25 protein-coding genes are annotated in these 18,591 nt (G+C 38.2%); 1 reads left to right on the top strand and 24 read right to left on the bottom strand.

The window, feature by feature from the left end; genetic code table 11:
• Nucleotides 1–14 precede the first annotated feature (14 nt).
• From NQ556_RS01520 to NQ556_RS01480, 9 genes are all read right to left on the bottom strand, one after another.
• Complete coding sequence (locus tag NQ556_RS01520; protein ID WP_008373708.1) at nucleotides 15–161, bottom strand: hypothetical protein; 147 nt, start codon at nucleotides 159–161, stop codon at nucleotides 15–17.
• 47 nt (nucleotides 162–208) lie between these two features.
• The gene (locus NQ556_RS01515; protein ID WP_008373710.1) at nucleotides 209–925 is read right to left on the bottom strand and encodes an AAA family ATPase; all 717 of its coding nucleotides are present in this window, start codon (nucleotides 923–925) and stop codon (nucleotides 209–211) included.
• Nucleotides 926–1,039: 114 nt separating this feature from the next.
• A complete protein-coding gene (locus NQ556_RS01510) occupies nucleotides 1,040–2,050 on the bottom strand; it encodes a helix-turn-helix domain-containing protein (RefSeq protein ID WP_008373712.1) in 1,011 nt (336 codons plus the stop codon).
• Between the two features lie 149 nt (nucleotides 2,051–2,199).
• A complete protein-coding gene (locus NQ556_RS01505; RefSeq protein ID WP_008373714.1) occupies nucleotides 2,200–2,388 on the bottom strand; it encodes a hypothetical protein in 189 nt (62 codons plus the stop codon).
• A 97-nt stretch (nucleotides 2,389–2,485) separates the two neighbouring features.
• Nucleotides 2,486–2,749: a hypothetical protein gene (locus tag NQ556_RS01500; protein WP_008373716.1), complete on the bottom strand. Its 264-nt coding sequence runs from the start codon at nucleotides 2,747–2,749 to the stop codon at nucleotides 2,486–2,488.
• Nucleotides 2,750–2,807: 58 nt separating this feature from the next.
• Nucleotides 2,808–3,056: a hypothetical protein gene (locus NQ556_RS01495; protein WP_008373718.1), complete on the bottom strand. Its 249-nt coding sequence runs from the start codon at nucleotides 3,054–3,056 to the stop codon at nucleotides 2,808–2,810.
• Entirely contained in the window at nucleotides 3,053–3,370 is a 318-nt protein-coding gene (locus NQ556_RS01490; RefSeq protein ID WP_008373719.1) for an alpha/beta fold hydrolase, read from the bottom strand. Before NQ556_RS01490 ends, NQ556_RS01495 begins: the two co-directional genes overlap by 4 nt.
• A gap of 73 nt (nucleotides 3,371–3,443) precedes the next feature.
• Nucleotides 3,444–3,767, bottom strand: a complete 324-nt coding sequence (locus NQ556_RS01485; RefSeq protein ID WP_004613237.1) for a hypothetical protein — start codon at nucleotides 3,765–3,767, stop codon at nucleotides 3,444–3,446.
• Between the two features lie 54 nt (nucleotides 3,768–3,821).
• A complete protein-coding gene (locus NQ556_RS01480) occupies nucleotides 3,822–4,382 on the bottom strand; it encodes a hypothetical protein (protein WP_008373738.1) in 561 nt (186 codons plus the stop codon).
• Here NQ556_RS01480 and NQ556_RS16790 point away from each other — a divergent pair.
• Nucleotides 4,265–4,675: an IS3 family transposase gene (locus tag NQ556_RS16790; protein WP_416387132.1), complete on the top strand. Its 411-nt coding sequence runs from the start codon at nucleotides 4,265–4,267 to the stop codon at nucleotides 4,673–4,675. The genes NQ556_RS01480 and NQ556_RS16790 overlap by 118 nt on opposite strands.
• Nucleotides 4,676–4,949: 274 nt before the next feature.
• Here NQ556_RS16790 and NQ556_RS01475 read toward each other — a convergent pair whose 3' ends face one another.
• The 15 genes from NQ556_RS01475 to NQ556_RS01410 all read right to left on the bottom strand — a co-directional run bounded on the left by NQ556_RS01475 (nucleotide 4,950) and on the right by NQ556_RS01410 (nucleotide 18,362).
• Nucleotides 4,950–6,428 (bottom strand): hypothetical protein, encoded by a 1,479-nt coding sequence (locus NQ556_RS01475; RefSeq protein WP_008373740.1) that lies wholly within the window; start codon nucleotides 6,426–6,428, stop codon nucleotides 4,950–4,952.
• A gap of 40 nt (nucleotides 6,429–6,468) precedes the next feature.
• Nucleotides 6,469–7,209 (bottom strand): hypothetical protein, encoded by a 741-nt coding sequence (locus tag NQ556_RS01470; RefSeq protein WP_044999162.1) that lies wholly within the window; start codon nucleotides 7,207–7,209, stop codon nucleotides 6,469–6,471.
• 18 nt (nucleotides 7,210–7,227) lie between these two features.
• Nucleotides 7,228–7,911, bottom strand: coding sequence for a TIGR00266 family protein (locus NQ556_RS01465; RefSeq protein ID WP_008373745.1), 684 nt, complete (start codon nucleotides 7,909–7,911; stop codon nucleotides 7,228–7,230).
• 40 nt (nucleotides 7,912–7,951) lie between these two features.
• A complete protein-coding gene (locus NQ556_RS01460; protein ID WP_055156125.1) occupies nucleotides 7,952–8,302 on the bottom strand; it encodes a hypothetical protein in 351 nt (116 codons plus the stop codon).
• 371 nt (nucleotides 8,303–8,673) lie between these two features.
• Nucleotides 8,674–10,116, bottom strand: a complete 1,443-nt coding sequence (locus tag NQ556_RS01455) for a helix-turn-helix transcriptional regulator (protein ID WP_167531628.1) — start codon at nucleotides 10,114–10,116, stop codon at nucleotides 8,674–8,676.
• Between the two features lie 194 nt (nucleotides 10,117–10,310).
• A complete protein-coding gene (locus NQ556_RS01450; protein WP_243426631.1) occupies nucleotides 10,311–11,675 on the bottom strand; it encodes an extracellular solute-binding protein in 1,365 nt (454 codons plus the stop codon).
• A 150-nt stretch (nucleotides 11,676–11,825) separates the two neighbouring features.
• Nucleotides 11,826–12,449: a response regulator transcription factor gene (locus tag NQ556_RS01445; protein ID WP_055248353.1), complete on the bottom strand. Its 624-nt coding sequence runs from the start codon at nucleotides 12,447–12,449 to the stop codon at nucleotides 11,826–11,828.
• Nucleotides 12,446–13,723, bottom strand: a complete 1,278-nt coding sequence (locus NQ556_RS01440; RefSeq protein ID WP_008373756.1) for a sensor histidine kinase — start codon at nucleotides 13,721–13,723, stop codon at nucleotides 12,446–12,448. Before NQ556_RS01440 ends, NQ556_RS01445 begins: the two co-directional genes overlap by 4 nt.
• Complete coding sequence (locus NQ556_RS01435; RefSeq protein ID WP_243426656.1) at nucleotides 13,720–15,309, bottom strand: histidine kinase N-terminal 7TM domain-containing protein; 1,590 nt, start codon at nucleotides 15,307–15,309, stop codon at nucleotides 13,720–13,722. The genes NQ556_RS01440 and NQ556_RS01435 overlap by 4 nt, the downstream gene beginning before the upstream one ends.
• A gap of 222 nt (nucleotides 15,310–15,531) precedes the next feature.
• Nucleotides 15,532–15,636, bottom strand: a complete 105-nt coding sequence (locus tag NQ556_RS16785) for a 4Fe-4S binding protein (RefSeq protein ID WP_416387131.1) — start codon at nucleotides 15,634–15,636, stop codon at nucleotides 15,532–15,534.
• A gap of 43 nt (nucleotides 15,637–15,679) precedes the next feature.
• On the bottom strand, nucleotides 15,680–15,964 hold the full coding sequence (locus NQ556_RS01430) for a hypothetical protein (protein WP_330383129.1): 285 nt from the start codon (nucleotides 15,962–15,964) through the stop codon (nucleotides 15,680–15,682).
• A gap of 101 nt (nucleotides 15,965–16,065) precedes the next feature.
• A complete protein-coding gene (locus NQ556_RS01425) occupies nucleotides 16,066–16,317 on the bottom strand; it encodes a hypothetical protein (RefSeq protein ID WP_008373762.1) in 252 nt (83 codons plus the stop codon).
• 312 nt (nucleotides 16,318–16,629) lie between these two features.
• Nucleotides 16,630–16,929, bottom strand: a complete 300-nt coding sequence (locus NQ556_RS01420) for a type II toxin-antitoxin system RelE/ParE family toxin (RefSeq protein ID WP_173698811.1) — start codon at nucleotides 16,927–16,929, stop codon at nucleotides 16,630–16,632.
• A 1-nt stretch (nucleotide 16,930) separates the two neighbouring features.
• Entirely contained in the window at nucleotides 16,931–17,179 is a 249-nt protein-coding gene (locus NQ556_RS01415) for a type II toxin-antitoxin system prevent-host-death family antitoxin (RefSeq protein ID WP_008373765.1), read from the bottom strand.
• Nucleotides 17,180–17,306: 127 nt separating this feature from the next.
• Nucleotides 17,307–18,362, bottom strand: a complete 1,056-nt coding sequence (locus tag NQ556_RS01410; RefSeq protein ID WP_195253478.1) for a helix-turn-helix domain-containing protein — start codon at nucleotides 18,360–18,362, stop codon at nucleotides 17,307–17,309.
• Nucleotides 18,363–18,591 lie beyond the last annotated feature (229 nt).

Below are 18,591 nucleotides of genomic sequence, written 5' to 3'. Positions count from 1 at the left end.
CAAACAAGAAGTTATCAGTGATTATCTTTTAGAAAACAGCCAACTACAGCGACGCCAAATCCAAGAACACCTAGGACATATCCCCAAAAATTATTTGTTGTCACAGCAATTCCTAAAGGTATTATTGCAATCCCCAATAACTCAATCTTAATTCCTTTCATCGCAAATACCTTCGTTACAAACTTGAAATTGTCAATTTCTTTATTATCTAATCTGTTAGTAATCTATCCAACAGCATCTGCCTGTTGTTTATAAACATTTCTGTTACCTGGTAGCTCTCTGTATCCTCATATTCGCACAGATGTATGCGTCCATTATCAAAACAATAGATATCTGCATCTGGTATTCCTAACAAAATCGGCGAATGCGTAACTATAATAAACTGTGCTCCCTCTTTTGCACAACTATATATTTGCATCAACAATGTAAGCTGTCTCTGTGGGGATAATGCAGCTTCCGGCTCATCAAAAAGATACAAGCCATTTGGATGCAGATTGTTCTGTGCCAATGCGAGAAAACTCTCTCCATGTGATTTTTCATGATATTTGGCAGAAGGATGTGCGAAATCTGCATATTCTTCTTCCTTCGTTGCAACATTATAAAAACTTTCAGCCCTAAGAAAATACCCCCACTTTTCCTTCCGATAACCTTTGTAAATTCTTATCGCATCACACAGCTCTGAATGTGTATCATGCGTAGAAAAAACATAATTCTTTGTTCCACCTTCAGGATTAAAACCATGTGCTACGGCAAGTGCCTCCAATAAAGTTGATTTACCACTGCCATTTTCTCCGACAAAAAAGGTGATTGCTTTGTTGAAATCAAGTTTTTGAATCCCCTTAAAAGCCTTAATTCTCTTTAAATAACTATCGTTATCAATTCTATTCCAATCGAATATTACCCCTTGTAAGAATTGATCATTCATCTAATCACCTTCCTGTAAAAGACACTTTCTAATCCACCAATCCTTCGTTCTAAAGAACTCGGTCAACTGGAATCTCAGGATGCGTATAATATGCGAAAAAAACTTAACTCCATCTTAAATATAGTGCTGAGTTTCACTGCCATTCTTTAACACCATTTTCACCACACCAAGCAATGCTGCAAACAAAACACCAGCAACCGGCCATACAATCCATGTAATATCCCAGCTCATCGTCCAGAAGCTCCATGCAAGGTAAATCGCTGTAGTCAAGCACCAATATACACCAGAAAACGTGTCAGTCTTTTTCTTAAACAGTTTTTCTTCTTTTGTATATTCGCCTTCCTGAAGAAGGGTATCGTAACTGCTTTTTACCATCCCAACACGAACCAACAGATTCACTCCTATTGCAAGTATGAATAGCAGCAATCCAACGGAAAGGCCGCAACAATAGTCAGACGTTCCCATGGCTCCGGCAATAATTGTCGGAATCACTGCCAGTATACAAAGCACTACCCCAACAGCTGTTCCTCTGATAAAAATCGGTTCATAGGAATCTTTTTTTTCTCGTACTATTCCAGATACACCATACTCTGTTTCAAAGCATTCTTTTTCAAAATGTTCCATATGTGATTCTCGCATTCCATATGTAATAAACAAAAAAACGGCTGCCGCAACCATTCCAAGCAAAAAAACACATCCAAATACTGTTGCCAGAGATTCCGAAACATGAAATACGCCATCTTCTGCCATTGTCACAAGAACAATCAATAATATTGGACTTGAGATACACATACTTGTTGCGTTTGCCACTACTTTGGATCCATTTCTTTTCATGTCAAGAAATTCATTTGCATTCTCCATAGTTACTTTTTTCAACGGTTCTGCATATCTTTCAGTACTTTCTTGATAGGTGATATTTTCTGCTTTCATTTCATCTTTTAATAGGTAATCTGTACTAACACAAAATAGCTCCGACATCTGTAAAATTCTTTGCAAATCTGGAACAGCTCCTGCACTTTCCCACTTAGATACTGCCTGTCTGGATACGCCCAACTGATTGGCTAGTTCTTCCTGTGACCATCCATTCTTTTTTCTTTCCTCTGTAATCTTATCAGCTAAAATCATTTTTTTCTCCTTTTGCAGATTTTATGAGCTCAATATAACAGTTTTGCTGTTTGCATTCCACCATTTCAGGCTGTAAATCTGTCAACCAGCAGTTGCAAATCACAAAAGAACTCTATGAATTCCGATTTTCCAACAATACAAGCAGGAAATTATTTATCATCTGTATTGTTTTCCTTTTTCTTATGAGTCGAACCCAAGCAAAGAAATGAAGAACCAAGACATAACCATACTATAGCCATAGAACTTTCATTTCCACTCATAAAGCCAATAGCTGACGCTATGAAAAACAGAACTGATGCAATGTAAAATAAGATTGATTTGTTTATCCCTTTTTTCATAAATAAGAATCTCCTCCAAATTCCGATTGTTACATTGGTGAATGAATCCACATGTATCCCAAAATCAAGACACTAAGCACTATTACAAGCAGCAATGCTATACCAATTGCTTTGTGCTTTCGCTTAAAAGCGATAACCAAATATTGAGAATGTTTATGCCTTTTACAGTTTGGACTTTTTTATGGTCTACGTCTTCGATACTGACAATTTCTTGTTCTTTATCTTCGACCACTACATATGTGGTTACCTCACCAAATAAGCCATGAACATTTATTATTCCACAAGGAAGTATTGCAACAGATACGGATATTGTAAAAAGCACAAAGAATAATCGGATTATCCAATACTTTTTCTTGTCCATAATTCCTCCGTAAAATTCAAATCTTCTGTTGCTTTCAGTCTCTGCTGAAGACTGAAAGTTACCTTCGCTTTACTATTTCTAATAGTTTTCTCACATAATCATCTGCGTGGTTTATTGAAAACTCTCCATGATACATATTAGGAAGAACTTGTATAAAACTATCCTGCAATTTTTCATGAATGATTTTAGCAGATTTTTTCATTGATTGCTTTTCTTTTTCTCCAACATAAATTTGAACGGTTGCTTCACACTCTCCAATGCCATCTTTTAGTGAATATACTGAGTTTTCCTGTAAAAAGGCAATCATATCACTCTTTCTAATAGCACAAGTATCTTTGTAATATTCATCAAACAAATCTGCCCTCCAAGCGATAGTCCTCCCATCATTAAAACAGAACCGCCCAATTTGCTATTTACAAATTCTATAATATCCAAAGCATTATTCTCTATCGTTGTAAACTGCTTATCACATCCTGCATGACCATCTAATATAGGCAAAACCACATGATAATCTGTTTGAAGTCTTTCAGCAACCTCTTTGTAATTCCACCATGATAAACCGCCTCCGTGTAAGAGGATAATTACATCGCTGTTTTCTTTTCCATATTCTACATAATTCAACCTCTTTCACCTCGCTGTAAACTTCCGATTTTTCGTTCTCTGCGACTTCCCAATAAACGGGAATTTGACTTGCCTATTTTCTTAAAATCTCATGTGGAGCTTCTATTTCATTTGCCAAGGTATGCTCTGTTAATTCTGACATCAATTTCAATTTTTTATTAATCAATGGTCGCATACAATTAGGAACATGTTCCTGATGCGCTCTGTGGATTGCTACACATTCCTTACAGTTTCCGTGATAACGACAGGCTTTCAGGCAAGGACAGTGATCTTTGTCTTTATACTCCTTACGAAATTCCGCTGCAAATTCTTCTTGCAGTCTCAGCCCCTCGACACGGTTTCCCTTATGAAATTCTACCATTGCATCCAGTTCTTTCTGGTTCCCTTCAATCTTCATGTTATTATAGCGCCTCCATTTCAACTATTCCTCATTTTCTGATAAATTCCGATTTCATGATATCATTTCTAATACAGATTTTACCGTATTTTTCAGATTCAGTCCATCTTTTAATCCCAGTCGGTAGAAAAACTCTTCTGTTTCTGCTCCACTGCTGAAAATTGCATTACAGTATTCCGTAATCACTTCTTCCTGTTCTGGGGATAACGTTTCCAGTAATTTCTGGTATTTCTTATCAATCTCACTTACCGCCTCTTTATCCTGATTTAACTTCCATTCTGAATACGCTTTTCCCATATGCTCTGTAATTGTCAGATTTACAAATTCTTGCACTTTCTCTGACATGGTACTCTCAGCTTCCTGTTCGTCTTTCTTTTCCTCATTTGATTTCTCAAGTGTTGTATCATCAATATAACGAATGATTTCTCGAATATTTGACTTCATCGACTGCAAATATCCCTTGATCAACACTGCAAGTTTTCTTGCTTCAGACGCTTCTGTTTCAGGATTCGACAAATAAAACTCTTCCAATTCTTTCAGGAGATCTATCCCTGATTTCATCTGAAATTCTACATCCAGTAAATCGTCCATCACTTTATATAATTCTTCCATCATCTATTTTTGCCTTTCTATGTATAGCATACTCAAAAGTTTTCCACCATCATCCCAGGATAAAATCCTGTAATCCACATTTCACGACCTCAAGCACTGCAACTATCCCCATACCGATATGCGGAAGGAGTACAAACACTACTGTCGTAATTGAAAAAGCAAAACAGTCCAGATATATTGAAACATTCTATAATACAGTCCGTATTCATAGTCATTGTGGATATTTGTCTCCAAATGAATATGAGGAACAATATCTGAAAAACTTGGAAACGGACGTAACAAACTTAGCGAGTTAACAATTACAAAAAATGGGAAATTGGTTACATTTAATTTGTACTTTTTCTTGACATAGGACCAGTTATGGCATAGACCAAAAAATCACTCGATAAAAAGGAGGGGATCCTGATGTTGATCCTCTATGCCATTTATGTTGTATATATCTGTATACGATAAATATGAAAATTGATTCACTGATGTGATAAAATTCTACCTTTATATTGGAAACAGGAAACAGAAAAATCGCTTGCCGGCAGATAAATTTCTGCCGGCAAGCGATTTTTATTTTTTCAATTAAAATCCTGTCAATCTGAAAAACATCAATTCATTTGCTGATCCGTCGTCTCGTTCCTGTGTCAGCATAATTAACAGAGAGCCGTCATCTAAAAGCTGCATATCTTCCAGCCATGGATAACTGACACCAAATATGTCCTCTGTAGAAATTGCACCTACGTGCGTTCCATCTTTTGCCCAAAATTGTATTTCACGCATATTTCCATCTGCAGCCACAAAACCATTTTCTGTTTCCGCCATGCCTGTAATGGAACCGAGCTTGTCCGGAGAACTGATATCTTCTCCACCTAATTTCAAAAGCTGATTGCCATCATAATCATAGACAACAATTTTTGTGCCTTCATCTTCCACAGCCATGGAGCCGGCAACCATAATATGACTATTCGTGATCTGTACGTCATCTATCATAGAAAACAGTCCCTTGCGTTCTTCATCTTTATTTAATCCGGTCAGTATCCACGGTTCTGCCGTCAGGTTACCGCCTTGATTCGCAATCTTCTGAGTATCACTGTTCACCCAGAAACTGATTCCCCATTCTCCGGATGGATGCATATTCAGATCTCCGTCTACTGTTGTCTGAAGTGCCTTTTTCCCATCTTTTACGCCAATTACATCTCCAATTCCAGGCGAAAGATATAACATTCCACTGCTGTCCCCAGACAAATATTCAAAATCATCGTCTAATTCCATCGAAGATACGAATTCAAGTCCACTTTCTGAATATTCATAAGTATCCAGTTTGTTCTCCAGCAAATGGAACACTTGATTGCCCTGTTTTACAAACTGATGATCCATAATCTGCATAACTCCCTGTGCTTCTTTAAATGGGATATATTTCGGAACGATTGTATAAGAACCTACCATCTGCTCTGCCAATACAGGTTCAACAGGCTCTCCCTCCCATGGCCATGGTGCGTCTTTATTTCCTTCATCCTCTAATTTCAGCACAATTCCTTCTAACAATTCTTTGTCAGAATCATCTATTTCCTGTCCTCTTACTCTGATATCATAGGATGTGCCAGACTGTTCATAACGATACATATACGTTTTTTCTATGGAATTACTTTCCGGCATTGCTGTATATTCTGCATTTCCTATTGTTACAGTGTCCATTTTTCCTTCAGCATATGCCTCTAAATCCACTCCAAAGGCAATTAAACTCTTTCGATATGTATATGAATCCTCCTTGGTCGCTTCTATAGAAATGACATTCTCGGATCCATCTACTGTATCTCCATCAAAAAATCTAACGTAAGAATATTCTTCTTCTTTCTTCATATTCTCTTTATCGTAGTTCCATGCCTTCGGATAATACACTGTAAATAAACTTAATTTAAGACTTTCTCTGTCTTTAAATTCTGTTTCTTCCTGCTCTGCTTTTTCCGATTTTTTCTTCTCCGGATTCTTTTTTTGTCCACATGCCGCTATCATCATCATGCATATCATGATACACAGCACACACCATAGTTTCTTTTTCATGGCGTCTTCCCTCCTTTCATGATTTCCACATCCTTTTCAGTTATTCACTGTCACTTTTTACACAGTGGAATGTGTAGTAGTCATCATCATCACTGTAGTCTACTTTCAAAGTACCATCGTCATTTATCATCACTGTAAGAGATGGATTTTCTGATTCAATCGAACAATATCCCAGTGCAACTGACCATGGGAAAGTCCCAATCTCCTCCCCTTTATAAATAACTGTTACATTACGGTCACTTTTGAAATCAAGACGCAGTGCATCATTGATGTTGTCTACTCCTTCCATAGAAGTCTGAGGTCCGTCTCCTAAAAGTTCTTCTACGCTTTCTGCAGCCCACTCACCTATGACTGCATTTTCCTCCTCTGTCAGATAGAGTGCCGGATCCATTGCATCCGTTCCATCCTTTGCAAAAATCACCTTTACTCCCATCTCGAGCATATTATCAAAAGAAATAATATCTTTTCCGATGATTCCCACCATCTCTTCTCCTTCGATGCTCAAGATAAACTGATTATCTTCGACAGACCATTTTCCATTCCCGGTAGTGTCTCCAACTGAAAAGGAAACTTTTCCGTTGTTTTTTACTTCAAATTCAAAAGCACCTCCGAAAGTTTCATCTATACTGACAGACATTCCCATCATCTGAGCGGACACCGCTACCCATTTTCCTTCATACGGGTTCTTCTCTCCTGTTTTTCCGGAGCCTCCACAACCAATCAGCGCTATCATACTGATAATAAGCACCAGTCCAAATAACAAATTCAACTTCTTTCTCATAATCTTCTCCCCTTTCAATTACTTCTTATCTGCCAAAAAAGGAGTCAGCAATTCTGCTACCTTACTGATTGGCATTGTCTGCAAGATCACCTTTCCCGGTCCTTTCACAACGGTATTAAAAATGCCTTCTCCTCCAATCAGCATATTTTTTACTCCTTTTACAGCTACAACATCCATAGTGCAGGTTTCTTCCATTGCCGCTAAGTACCCCGTACTGATCAAAATTTCCTGTCCTGCACTCAAATCATACTCCACTGCATGTCCATCAATTTCTACAAACGCGGTTCCATTTCCGCTCAATCTCTGCATAATGAAACCTTCTCCTCCAAATATGCCTTTCCCTAATTTTTTCTGAAAATGCATGGACAGTTCTACGCCTTCTTCTGAAGCAAGGAATGCACTCTTCTGCACGATCATGGAGTGACCGTTGCTAATCTCCAATGCTTTGATCGCTCCCGGAAAACTTGATGCAAATGCAATCATTCCGTCTGCACCTTCTGCGGTATATCTGTTTTGAAACGCAGAATCACCAGACATCAGTCTGCCGAACATTTTCTTCATTCCGCCTCCGGAAATCGTCTCCATTTTCATGTTCGGGCTCATCCAGCTCATACTTCCGCTTTCTGTGATCATAGATTCTCCTGCTGATAATTCACATACAACAACTGGTAAATTTCCTCCTAAAATCTCATATTTTTTCATAACAAAGTTCTCCTTTCTTTTTCATTTTTCTTTTTTGTTTTCATCCTACAACAGTACCTTTTTCATTAAGCTTTGTGGCACATTGCACACACATATCCAGATCATCACAGATTAAAAAGCAATGGTCACATACAAGACGCTTACATATCGGACAAATATTAAAGATCTCTTTCGCCTGATTCAATGCTTTTTGAAATGCTAAATTCTTTTCCCGTTCATAAAGTGTATCATAAATAATCTTCCGATTTTCATTTTCCGGTTTTTTCCCCGCTCTGGAAAAACGAATTGGTGTACTTTTCCATACTGTTTTACATTCCATGCAGCATAGTGAAAAGCAAAACTCATCCGGCGTAGAACAATCTATTAAATCCTTTTTCGTAATATATTCCACATTTTTAACCTCCTTGTTAACCTCTTTGCTCTATCACCATCCTATTCTCTGTTCTCCCTCCTTACCCATTGCCTTTATTTTTTTCTCTGATCGGGCGGCCACCATTTCGTAATAAAAGCGTAGCAGATTCAGAAAGCAAATACTATGGTCGCCATTCGTATATTATGCTTATTTTTCAAAATACGAACGATTAGTATACTATATATAGTGTTTTATTCTTATCTCTCCACTATATATGCGCAATATCTTTTTGTGAAAATATAAAAGAGATCTATCGGCAAACAAAAAAAAGACCCCAGCATCATTTCTGATGCTAAGATCTTGATTGGTCATCTTAACTTAATGACATTGCTGTAAAGACTCTTTTTCGTTTACTCAGTTCTGCTATATGTCAGCTTATCTAACTGATTACATTTTCGAAATAACTCAATATACAGCATTAGTTCCTCTCTGACAGTTATCCCCAGTTTTCGATTCATATTTGTATTATGCTTTCTCGCTGTTCCAATACTGATATAAAGCAATGAAGCAATCTCCTGTATCGTATATCCATCAACATAATACTGAAGAACCATCCTCTCTGACGGAGTCAGAGTTTCCACGCGCAAAGCAAACGCCTTGAGCATTTCTTCTATATTCGGAGGAATGCCTCCATTTTCCAGTTTCTCCGTATTCCTTTTTTTCTGCATAAAATCAACCAGTGCATCCACTTCTGAAATGCCTGATAAGTTTTCGTCCGTCAGCGTATCCTCCTGCAGTGCTTTTAAACTCCGAAGAATCGGCTTCACAAAACGATGGGACATACCGACAGAAACAACCAATAATAAAATCAGGAACAACAACGTACCGATGATCCAGTCCCTTCGATTGTCCGCTGTTAATTTTTCATAATTCGCTTCTGATATTAATGTCAGTACCGCAAGCGGCATACCATTACAACTCTTCAATCCAAGCAGTTCATGCCTGCCTATATAATTCCCGAAAGCGGTAGAATATGTATTATAATATTTTCCTTTCTTCACTGTCATCGTTCCTGATGGTGAAAGATACGTTTCTTTTGTATCTCCGAACATCGCCTTATCCAGATAGATGTTTCCTTTTTTGTCCACAGGAGCCAGTACTGTCACTATATTCCCACAGGAACCTTCCACCATAGGATAAGACAGCCTGAAATACAGATTACTCATCTCCATACCGCACAAACCGCGTACTTTTCCGGTACTGTCTAAAACCGGGACATATAAAAGCTGCACATCCTCCCATGTATCACTCAGCTCCAGCCGGTCTGTCCACAGGCAGCTCTCTACCAGCCGGTTTCCATCAAACTGCATAATCTGTTCATACCCCGACAATGCGGACGTATCAAATTCTAAATTCCAACGGTTATGGAGCTGTACCTGCTCTGCTCTTGCAATATCAGCATTTCCCCTGAAAAAAACTACGTGCTGTTTGCTTGTATTTACTGCCTTTAAATCAGACAGGCGCAGGTAGATTCCCATGCGTGATATATCTGCATATTCCGTCTTCGTATTTACCGTTGCATCCAATACAACAAAAACTCCACTGCAATACTTCACGTCCAATGCCGATTTCAAGGAGGGATACAGCGCAGCCTCCAAATCCATAATCAACTGAGGATTATCATTCAAATCTGAAAATGTCTTTCCATTGGCTGTCAGACATTGGTTCAATTCTTTTGTAATGTCTTCCGATAAAGAAATACTTCTCGCCATCATAATATCAGTCTGCTCTGTCATAGTTGACAACGTATTTTTCTGCTGGGCAGACAACATTTCCCGTACTTTAAAATCCATTCCCGGAAGGACTCCCAAAATACTGAGTAATAGAACTGTCACTAAAAAAAGTGTTAAAATCACCACGCACCAATAAACAATCAGTCTTTGCTGCATACGGATGCTTTGTCTCTTTATTCCTTTTATAATCTTCCAAAAATTTATTTTCTTTTCTCCCATATGTCAGCCACCTCTTTTTGCCGATCCGGCAGACATTATTGTGTGTATGCTGCTTTGAAATCCTCTAATGTCTCTGAAACAAGTTTATCCATATCTTCCGGATGTTCCTGCCACTCCAACCGCTTTACTGACAGGGTTTGCCTGATAAGTTCTTCAAACTTTGTTTCCAGATCCAGATAGGAATCCAATTTCGGAGCAGTATAAAATGTATAGTTCTCCTGCGTCTTTAAAAAAGCCTGATACAAGAATACATACATCGGATCACTTAACTTCTCGATCGCCTCCGGAAGGTAAACATCGAAAGCTTCCTGCTTTACCGGCATATATCCAAGACTGGTCACAAATTCCACATTCTTTTGGGCCTCCGTCAGCCATTTAAGAAACGTAATACAGGCTTTTTCTTTTTCCGGTGTAGATTTTACCGTACAAATACCGGCACCCCGCTGCATGACCATCGTTTCTCCCCTGGCAAATACGGGACATGGCATGGAAACAATCTCTACTTTTTCCGATGTATTATCCGCATACGTAACTTCATCTGAATAATACAACACGCTGGCTGACGAAGCCACCGATACAATCGAATCTCCCGTTCGCAAAGGTTCCGTTGCATAACCGCTGCGAAGCCATACTCCTCCGGACAGTGCCGCTTTTGCATAAGGTTCCCATACTGTTTGAAATTCCGGTCCGAAAGCCAGATTCTCTCCCTTAAAGAAATTTTCACCCAGAGATTCTACACCTACCTGAAAATAGTTAAAATGATAATCATGAACGAAAAAATTCTTTCCATCATCAGGAATGTCCGGCGTCTGGTTATCTGTCCATGCAGCATATTGTTCTGCCATTGCGAAGAGTCCTTCCCATGTTTTTAAATCTTCCATCTTCGCTCCTGTTTCTTTCGCGAAACGATCAAATGCTGTTTTATTGATAAACATAACTTCCGTTGATTTTGCTACCGGCAAAATGGAAAGTCTTTCATGAATGACACCTTCTTCCAAAAAAGCCGGAATAAATTCGTTCAGTTCTTCTTCTGTAAAATAATCATAATAATCTACAAGTTCCGTATCATCCGGCATCGCCAGAACTGTTTTAGGATAGGAAACAAACATATCCGGCAGTTTAGAGGCTCCTGGATCTCCAAATGCGGATGCCAGTACATTTTCATGTATTGTATTCGTATTTGTAACACTGCCAACCTGTACTCGGATATTTTCCTCTTTTCCAATCGTTTCATTAAATTCATCAATCAGATCGTTTAATGGCGATTCTGTCTGTCCGCCGTATACATGCCACAATGTAACGGTTACCGGATCTTCTTTTTTCTTCTGCCCACACCCTGTAAAAACTATAACCGCAATCATTACCAAGAACAGGCAGCTTCTTCTCATAATATATCTCATATTATTTATCTCCTTTCCAGACAGTGTCTTATAAACAATCTGACATCTCAGCAAAGAACAGAACCATCGGATTGAGACACTTTTACATAGTATATGATATCGGTTTTCAGAGTCTTAAGCACTCCCCATATGGGTAGTAAAATGCTATTTTTAAAATCCATTTATAATCAGATTTTTCTTTGTAACAGCTACCGCCAATTTCGTTTTGGAATCAAAATTCGTTTTCTGCAACATATTTTTGATATGCCATTTTACAGTTTCCGGTGATATACACAAGCTCTCTGCAATTTTTTTATAGGATTCTCCTTCCACCACTAATCGCAGAACTGCTAATTCTCCAGGTGTAAAATCACAGCTTTTCGCCGTTCCGATCATCACAACCGGCGGAGCATCCGGATACACGTTCTCCCCTTTCATCGTACGATCCATAACCTCCAACAGTTCTTCTTTACCGGCATCTTTATACCAAAAACTTTCTACTCCCGCTTTGCGCGCCCTATCAATAAAACTGCACTCTACTAAAGAAGTCACGATAATTACTTTTATCTGGGGCATTGTCTTTTTAATCTTCTCCGCTGCCACAAGACCACTCTCATCATTCTCCGTACAGACATCCATCAAGACAAGTTCACACCTGCTCTGTCTGCATACGGTTTCTGCCATAGCTGCGTTTGTGATAGAAGCCGCCAGACAATATCTCCCACTGGACTGAATATAATTTTCCATATCTTCCCGAGCCATACGCTGGTCTTCCACGATTAGTACCCGTATCATCTCCGCACCTCCTTTGGTATCTTAACGATTATTGAAAATTTTGACTCCGCACAAATTCTCAATGTACCTCCACATTGCTCCACCCTTTTTCGTATACCGGATAATCCTCCTCCTTCTTTGACATCCTTCTCCATTGCTTGTCCATTATCTGTAATCACCATAATCCATTCTTGTTCCCCACTACTGCATTTTACATACAGTTCGCTTGCCCCTGCATGGCGGACACAGTTGGAAAGTGCCTCCAAAAGTATTATATCCATCAGTTCGAAAATATGAGATTCCCAGACTTGTTCTCCTGTATAAATGATTTTCACACCCAAAATCTCCGCTCTTTCCTGCACCTGCCTGTGCAGTTGTTCGCCTTTCACAGACTCGTTATCTTTATTCAGCAAGTCTAATGTCTGCTTCCATTGCGAAAGGAAAACATCCCGGTCTGCTTCCGATTCGCGCAGCAACATCCACTGTGCCGCCAGGACGCTATATCCCAGATTATCATGCACTCTCATTTTCATAGATAACATTTCTTCTTCTCTGGTCAGCGTTATTACATTCTTAGAAAGTTCTTTCATAGCCACAGACATTTCCTGAAGTTTCTGATTTTCTTCCTTCAGCAACACTTTGTTCCGATATAATTCCGACACTTCAGAAGCAAGAACTTGAAAAAAATGATCTCCGGCTGTCGTAATAATCTCTTTCTCTGAAAATTTCCACACACTTCCATCCGCAAAGCAGTATACTTTCAAATCAACATCATAAAATACATTCTCTTTCAGAGGATGTCCCAGTGCTTCCTCCAGTTCTGTAATATTCTGTATATCTCTTCCCGTCAGATTCTGGCAAATTTGATACATTTTTCGATTCATCAGTTTAGGCATTCCGTTCCCATCAAAAAAAACAATTCCACTCGGCAAATTGTCCAGACTTTCCTGAACTGCATTTTCCCTCAGGCAGCTCTTGCGGTACTTATAAATTCCAAAAATCTTCATTCCCACATATAAAAAAACACCAATTCCTATAACAATTAAAATCACATACGGTATTTTAAATAATATCATGGAATCTTCTTCGTAAAACGCCCGTTGCCACACACACAAGACAGCTGTTATAAGGAAAATAACTATAAGCAATACACTGTCCAGCAGCAACGTCTTTCTTTGTCTTTTTCCTGTTCCTTCATAAATAACCAGAATCATACACAGCAAAGTCAAAAAAATAAAAAACCAAACAATCGTAATCTGATACTCCGGTGAACAGTTTTCAAATGTTTTTATCATTTGCCGCCACCTCCTCCCAGAATCAGAGAAAGCAGCCATGATCCGTCAAAATCCTGCTCCGCATAAGCTCCATATCGTCTTGCAATTTCCTGCAGATCTGTTTTGCATTCCACACTCATAGACATGATGATCCGCGCCTCTCTGCGTTTCAGATTTACATTAAATGCCAACAGATCTTCCAAAGATTCCTCTATGACTGCTTCAAAAAAATCATAAATCTGCATAGCATCTTCACTTCGTATTTCTTCTAACGCGGTGGAAAAACCTGCCTCAACATGATTCCATTCCAGATTCTTTATCGTTTCCCTGAAACATAACTCCAACTCTCTTATCGGAAATTTTACTGCCTGCTCCGCAATAAAAATAAGATTACTACGCCTTTTTATATAGGCTCCGATCACAACTATCTTCCCTAATATTTTTTCCCTTTTATTCTCATCTTCTTCCATAGAATATGCTTCAATGAATTCCGTCAAAAGTTTACTCTGCCTTGCCGTCTGTTTCTGTATTTTATCATACAGCTGATTCTTCACAAAAAGTTTTTCTACTTCTCTTTTTGTTCTCAGATTTTCTTCCTCAATCAGATTCGCATCTTTTAATTCTTCCTTCCGATCTTCAAGCTCTCTTACGATTTCCTGTAATTCTGACAGGTTTTCCTTCCACAACACATAGCCTCCCAAAATTGGTTTTCCCGACAGCCTGATCCCATTTTCTAACATGATCGGACATTGAACTACCTGCCTTACAATTTCCGGTGCAATACATTCCGAATCCTGAGATTGATAAATGCATTTTCCACTCTGATCTGTAATCTGTGCTGAAATTGTAGATGCTGCAAATAACTGTGCGTATCCTGTATTGGAAGGGATCAATCCGCACTGGATGCAGCTTTCAATGATCAAAGCAAACAGAAGGCATAATGCAGCTGTCATATCGCTTGAAAATATTTTCCAGAAGGGCAGATTCAGATAATAGGCGATGCCATAGACAACCGACAGACCATAAGCACCAAAAGGCATCCAAAGCATTTTCCTGTTTTTAATTTTTCTACACCTTAATAAAATAATCAAGAGTGCCACCAGCAGACATCCAAGATCCCAGGCGACTATAGCATAATACATTGCTCCATATCCATAGACTCCTACTTCATAGGAAGCTGCTTCCCCCAGTCTTCCCTCCGGGAAAGTAAAAACTAACTGGTGCAGATCATTCGTTAATACAATCCCTATCAGAAACAATGCCGGAAAAAACAGCAGACACCGTCTTTCCGGTAATTTATAATTCTCCGGCTGCCGTATATAAAATGCCAGATAAAGACTGACCGTAGGGAGTAACAGCATAGGAATATAATAAAGATACCAGGCGTAGCGCAGTGCTGTCGGCATCTCATACGGTATTTCAAATTTACACATACGAACGAGCATCCAAAAAACCATCATCACTGCAATCATTATTAAACAACGACGGGGTTCCTTTTGGATAATTCTCTTTTGAAAAGAAATCGCCCATACCAGATAAAGTCCTATATAAATAAAAGGCCTTAAAAGGTGACAAATAGATTGCAGATAAGGATTGGTAAAGGACACATAATGAAGCAGAACTGCCACACCTACGCATAGTGCTACACTTCCGACGTATACTGTAAATTTCTTTTTATCTGACACTGTGCGTACTCCTTTCTGTTACGTTTTGCACTATATCTTGTTTACAGTATATCATAATCTCCATTTCAAATTATATCTTTTATTTTTCAGGTGTATGCAAAAAACTCAAGTTTACCATCGCAGCTATATCTCCAACTCCATTTTTTAATGCAATGCTTTGGTCGGACAGACCTTCGTACATTCATAACAGAGTATGCACTCCGTTCCTCTCTTTCGTTTGCGGGATTCCTTATTGACCTCCACATTCATTGGGCAGACACGCAGACATTTTCCATAATGAACACATTTGCTTTCATCGCAGTGCACACGCAGGATTGAAAAACAGTGGACCGAATATCTTCGCGACTGCGTAGTGTATTGTTGCCGCCTCAAAAACGCCAAGAAAATGTCGGGCATAGCGTTTTCCTGCAGTAAAAAGTGCTGTTCCCAACGCAAGGCCTCCTCCAATGTAGCTGAAATTCAACAGATAAAACAAGTTTCCTTTAGCCTTCCACAACGTGATTGCCACTGTCTCAAATAACAAAAATAATAGAAGTGACGCTATATATTTGCGAAGCACATTATTCTTTCTCATCATTATCCTCTTGCTCCTCTGATTTCTTATTTTTTCTCAGCACATCAATTACAGGGCCGATGCTAACACCCATCATACCCCCCAGACACATTCCAAGACCAATATCATCTATTAGAAACCCAATAACTATACCTAAGCTTAGTCCGATAGCAATCCAGTAAAATATCATGTTCTTTTGCAGTAAGAGGTAAAATCTTATCTTCCCATATATCCTGTGCATTAGCTAAATCAATAATCCTGGACTCATTGATTTCATACTGTCCTGGTAATGGAATATACTCTTCTATAAATGAATCTTCTATTTCTTCAATAAGTTCTGAATTATCTTCGCCATCATCTTCTAATTTAACCTTCATTTTCTATCATCCCGCTAATTTTCTATAATCTCCCAGTAGCCGCTCTTAGGCGATCCATGTCTTATAAGTATGGATGATGTTTCGTTTTCCTTCTGTCATTTGTATACGATGTACAGGTTTCTTTTATCTTGCCATAATAAAAGGCCCTCCTAATGATATTTATTTTATCATAGAAGGACCTTATAAACATTATTTTACAGAAAAAGTTTCATACTCTCATTATGGTTCTATCTGGTTTTATATGTGTTCCACTGTCCAAAGTCCACAGGCTGTACTGAACGGTGTTATCAATTTGTTATCACATCTCTGTTATCAATCAAAGATTCTCGTGATATCCTGATATCGGTTAACTACACGATAAATCTCTACATATTCGTTACCGACCTTGTAGATAATAACATAATCTTCCCATATCGCATATTTATAATCTGTCCAAAAGCTGACCCGTTTGGAGAGATCCGACCCCATTTCAGGAAACATCTGAAGGTTTTCAAATTTACCGTAAATTTCCTTTATGGTCTTTGCTGCATATTCTTCGTTATCTTCAGCAATATAATCTCGGATGTTTTTCAAATCCTTTGCAACAATCGGATTGATCCGCAATTTTAACATCTTATTCCCCCACAAGTGCTTTCAGTTCATCCAGATTCAGCCAGCCTTCTCCGTCTTTCACTACTTCTTCAGCTTCCTGCAGCTTCATCAGAAGCTTTTTCTCTGCTCGGTCACGCTCATAATCTTCAATATCCATGACAACGAAACGTCCTCTGCCATTCTTAGTCAGATATACCGGTTCTCCTTTATGACAGTTTTTCAGGACTTCATTATAATTTCTCAAATCAGATACTGGTAAAATATTTGCCATATTCTTTCAGCTCCTTCCTTTGATTTTAAATTGTTTCTGCTACTTCTATTATACACAAAAAGCTGTAAAATTCAACGTAGATTTTTACAGCTTTTATTTTATCATTTCTATATATTTTTATCGCAATCTATTTCAAATATTGAGAAAAAATCGCCTCCAGTTCTTTATTCCCTTTCAAAAATTCATACTCTTCTTTATTTTCAATTTCTGTAGCTAATGCATGAACAAAATTATTTCCAACGCCTGAAAAAGACTTTCCCTGTACTGTATCCACATATCTGTAATATAAAGGTGATTCCACCATCTTCCATGGCTTCTTTGACTCCATCAGCACTTCTTTTATCAACTGAATACATTTTTCTACATCCTTTCGATACACGGCAATCAATAGATATGGTACTACTTTACCGTAATCCCACAGACCAAATAACGATACCATATGTTCTGTGATTTCGGCAATCTCCTCTGCTTTACAATGATTTCCGGTTTCTTCTTCCATTTCTATCAACTTATACAGATAGTTTTGTATATTCGTAACTGTCTGCATCAGTTTTCCCTCTAAAAAGAACGCTGCAATATCTGTCCCTTCCTGGTGTGCTAGTACATTCGTTTTCATAATTGTGGCATCTATCACAGTATCTGGAATTTTATCCAAAAAGATATTTGCTTCTTTATATTTTTCCATTTGTATATATTTCGCTGCAAGCATAAAAATACTGGAAATACTTACCTTTTCATTCGGACTTTCAGCAGTTCGTTCCAGCCATTCAACAATCACATTATTGCATTCCAACTTTTTCTCATCATCGACATCGGATAAAGTTAACGCCGCATTTAAAACAGTAGCAATTGAATAAATCAACGAATCACAATGAGGATATTCCTTTATTTTATTTTTTCCCATCTCAAAAGCTTTTATAAAGCTATCCAATGAAACTTCCGAAAGCTCATTCACAAATTGTCCAATCTCTTTTTCTGTCAATTCTTCACGAAATGAAAATAGTTCATTCATATCAATTTTTAATAATCGAGCAATTGCCGGAAGTAATGATATATCTGGATATGTGTTTCCTTTTTCCCATTTATTTACCGCAGGAGTAGAAACGTCCAAATAATCCGCCACCTGTTCTTGTGTTAATCCCGCAGTTTTCCGATAGTTTTTTATCTTCTCACCAATTTGCATTGTTCCTACCTCCTGTTTATATTCTCATTATAGTATTTCTAATATGTGTTTACAATTGAGCCTTCGTTTAATTATGGCTTCGATTTCTTAACTACCGGTTAAAATCTGCGAAAAAAATGCTCTATTTTATAATTCTACAAATCAAAATATACTTAAATTTAATTAATTCAAGAATACGTGCATCAGTACTCCAATTAAGAAGCAAATCATCGCTGTAACACCCGCACTA

Origin of the sequence: Coprococcus comes ATCC 27758, assembly GCF_025149785.1 — a bacterium.
Classification (GTDB): Bacteria; Bacillota; Clostridia; order Lachnospirales; family Lachnospiraceae; genus Allocoprococcus; species Allocoprococcus comes.
Note: the sequence above shows the minus strand (reverse complement) of the source record. Positions and strands in the feature narration are given on the sequence as shown.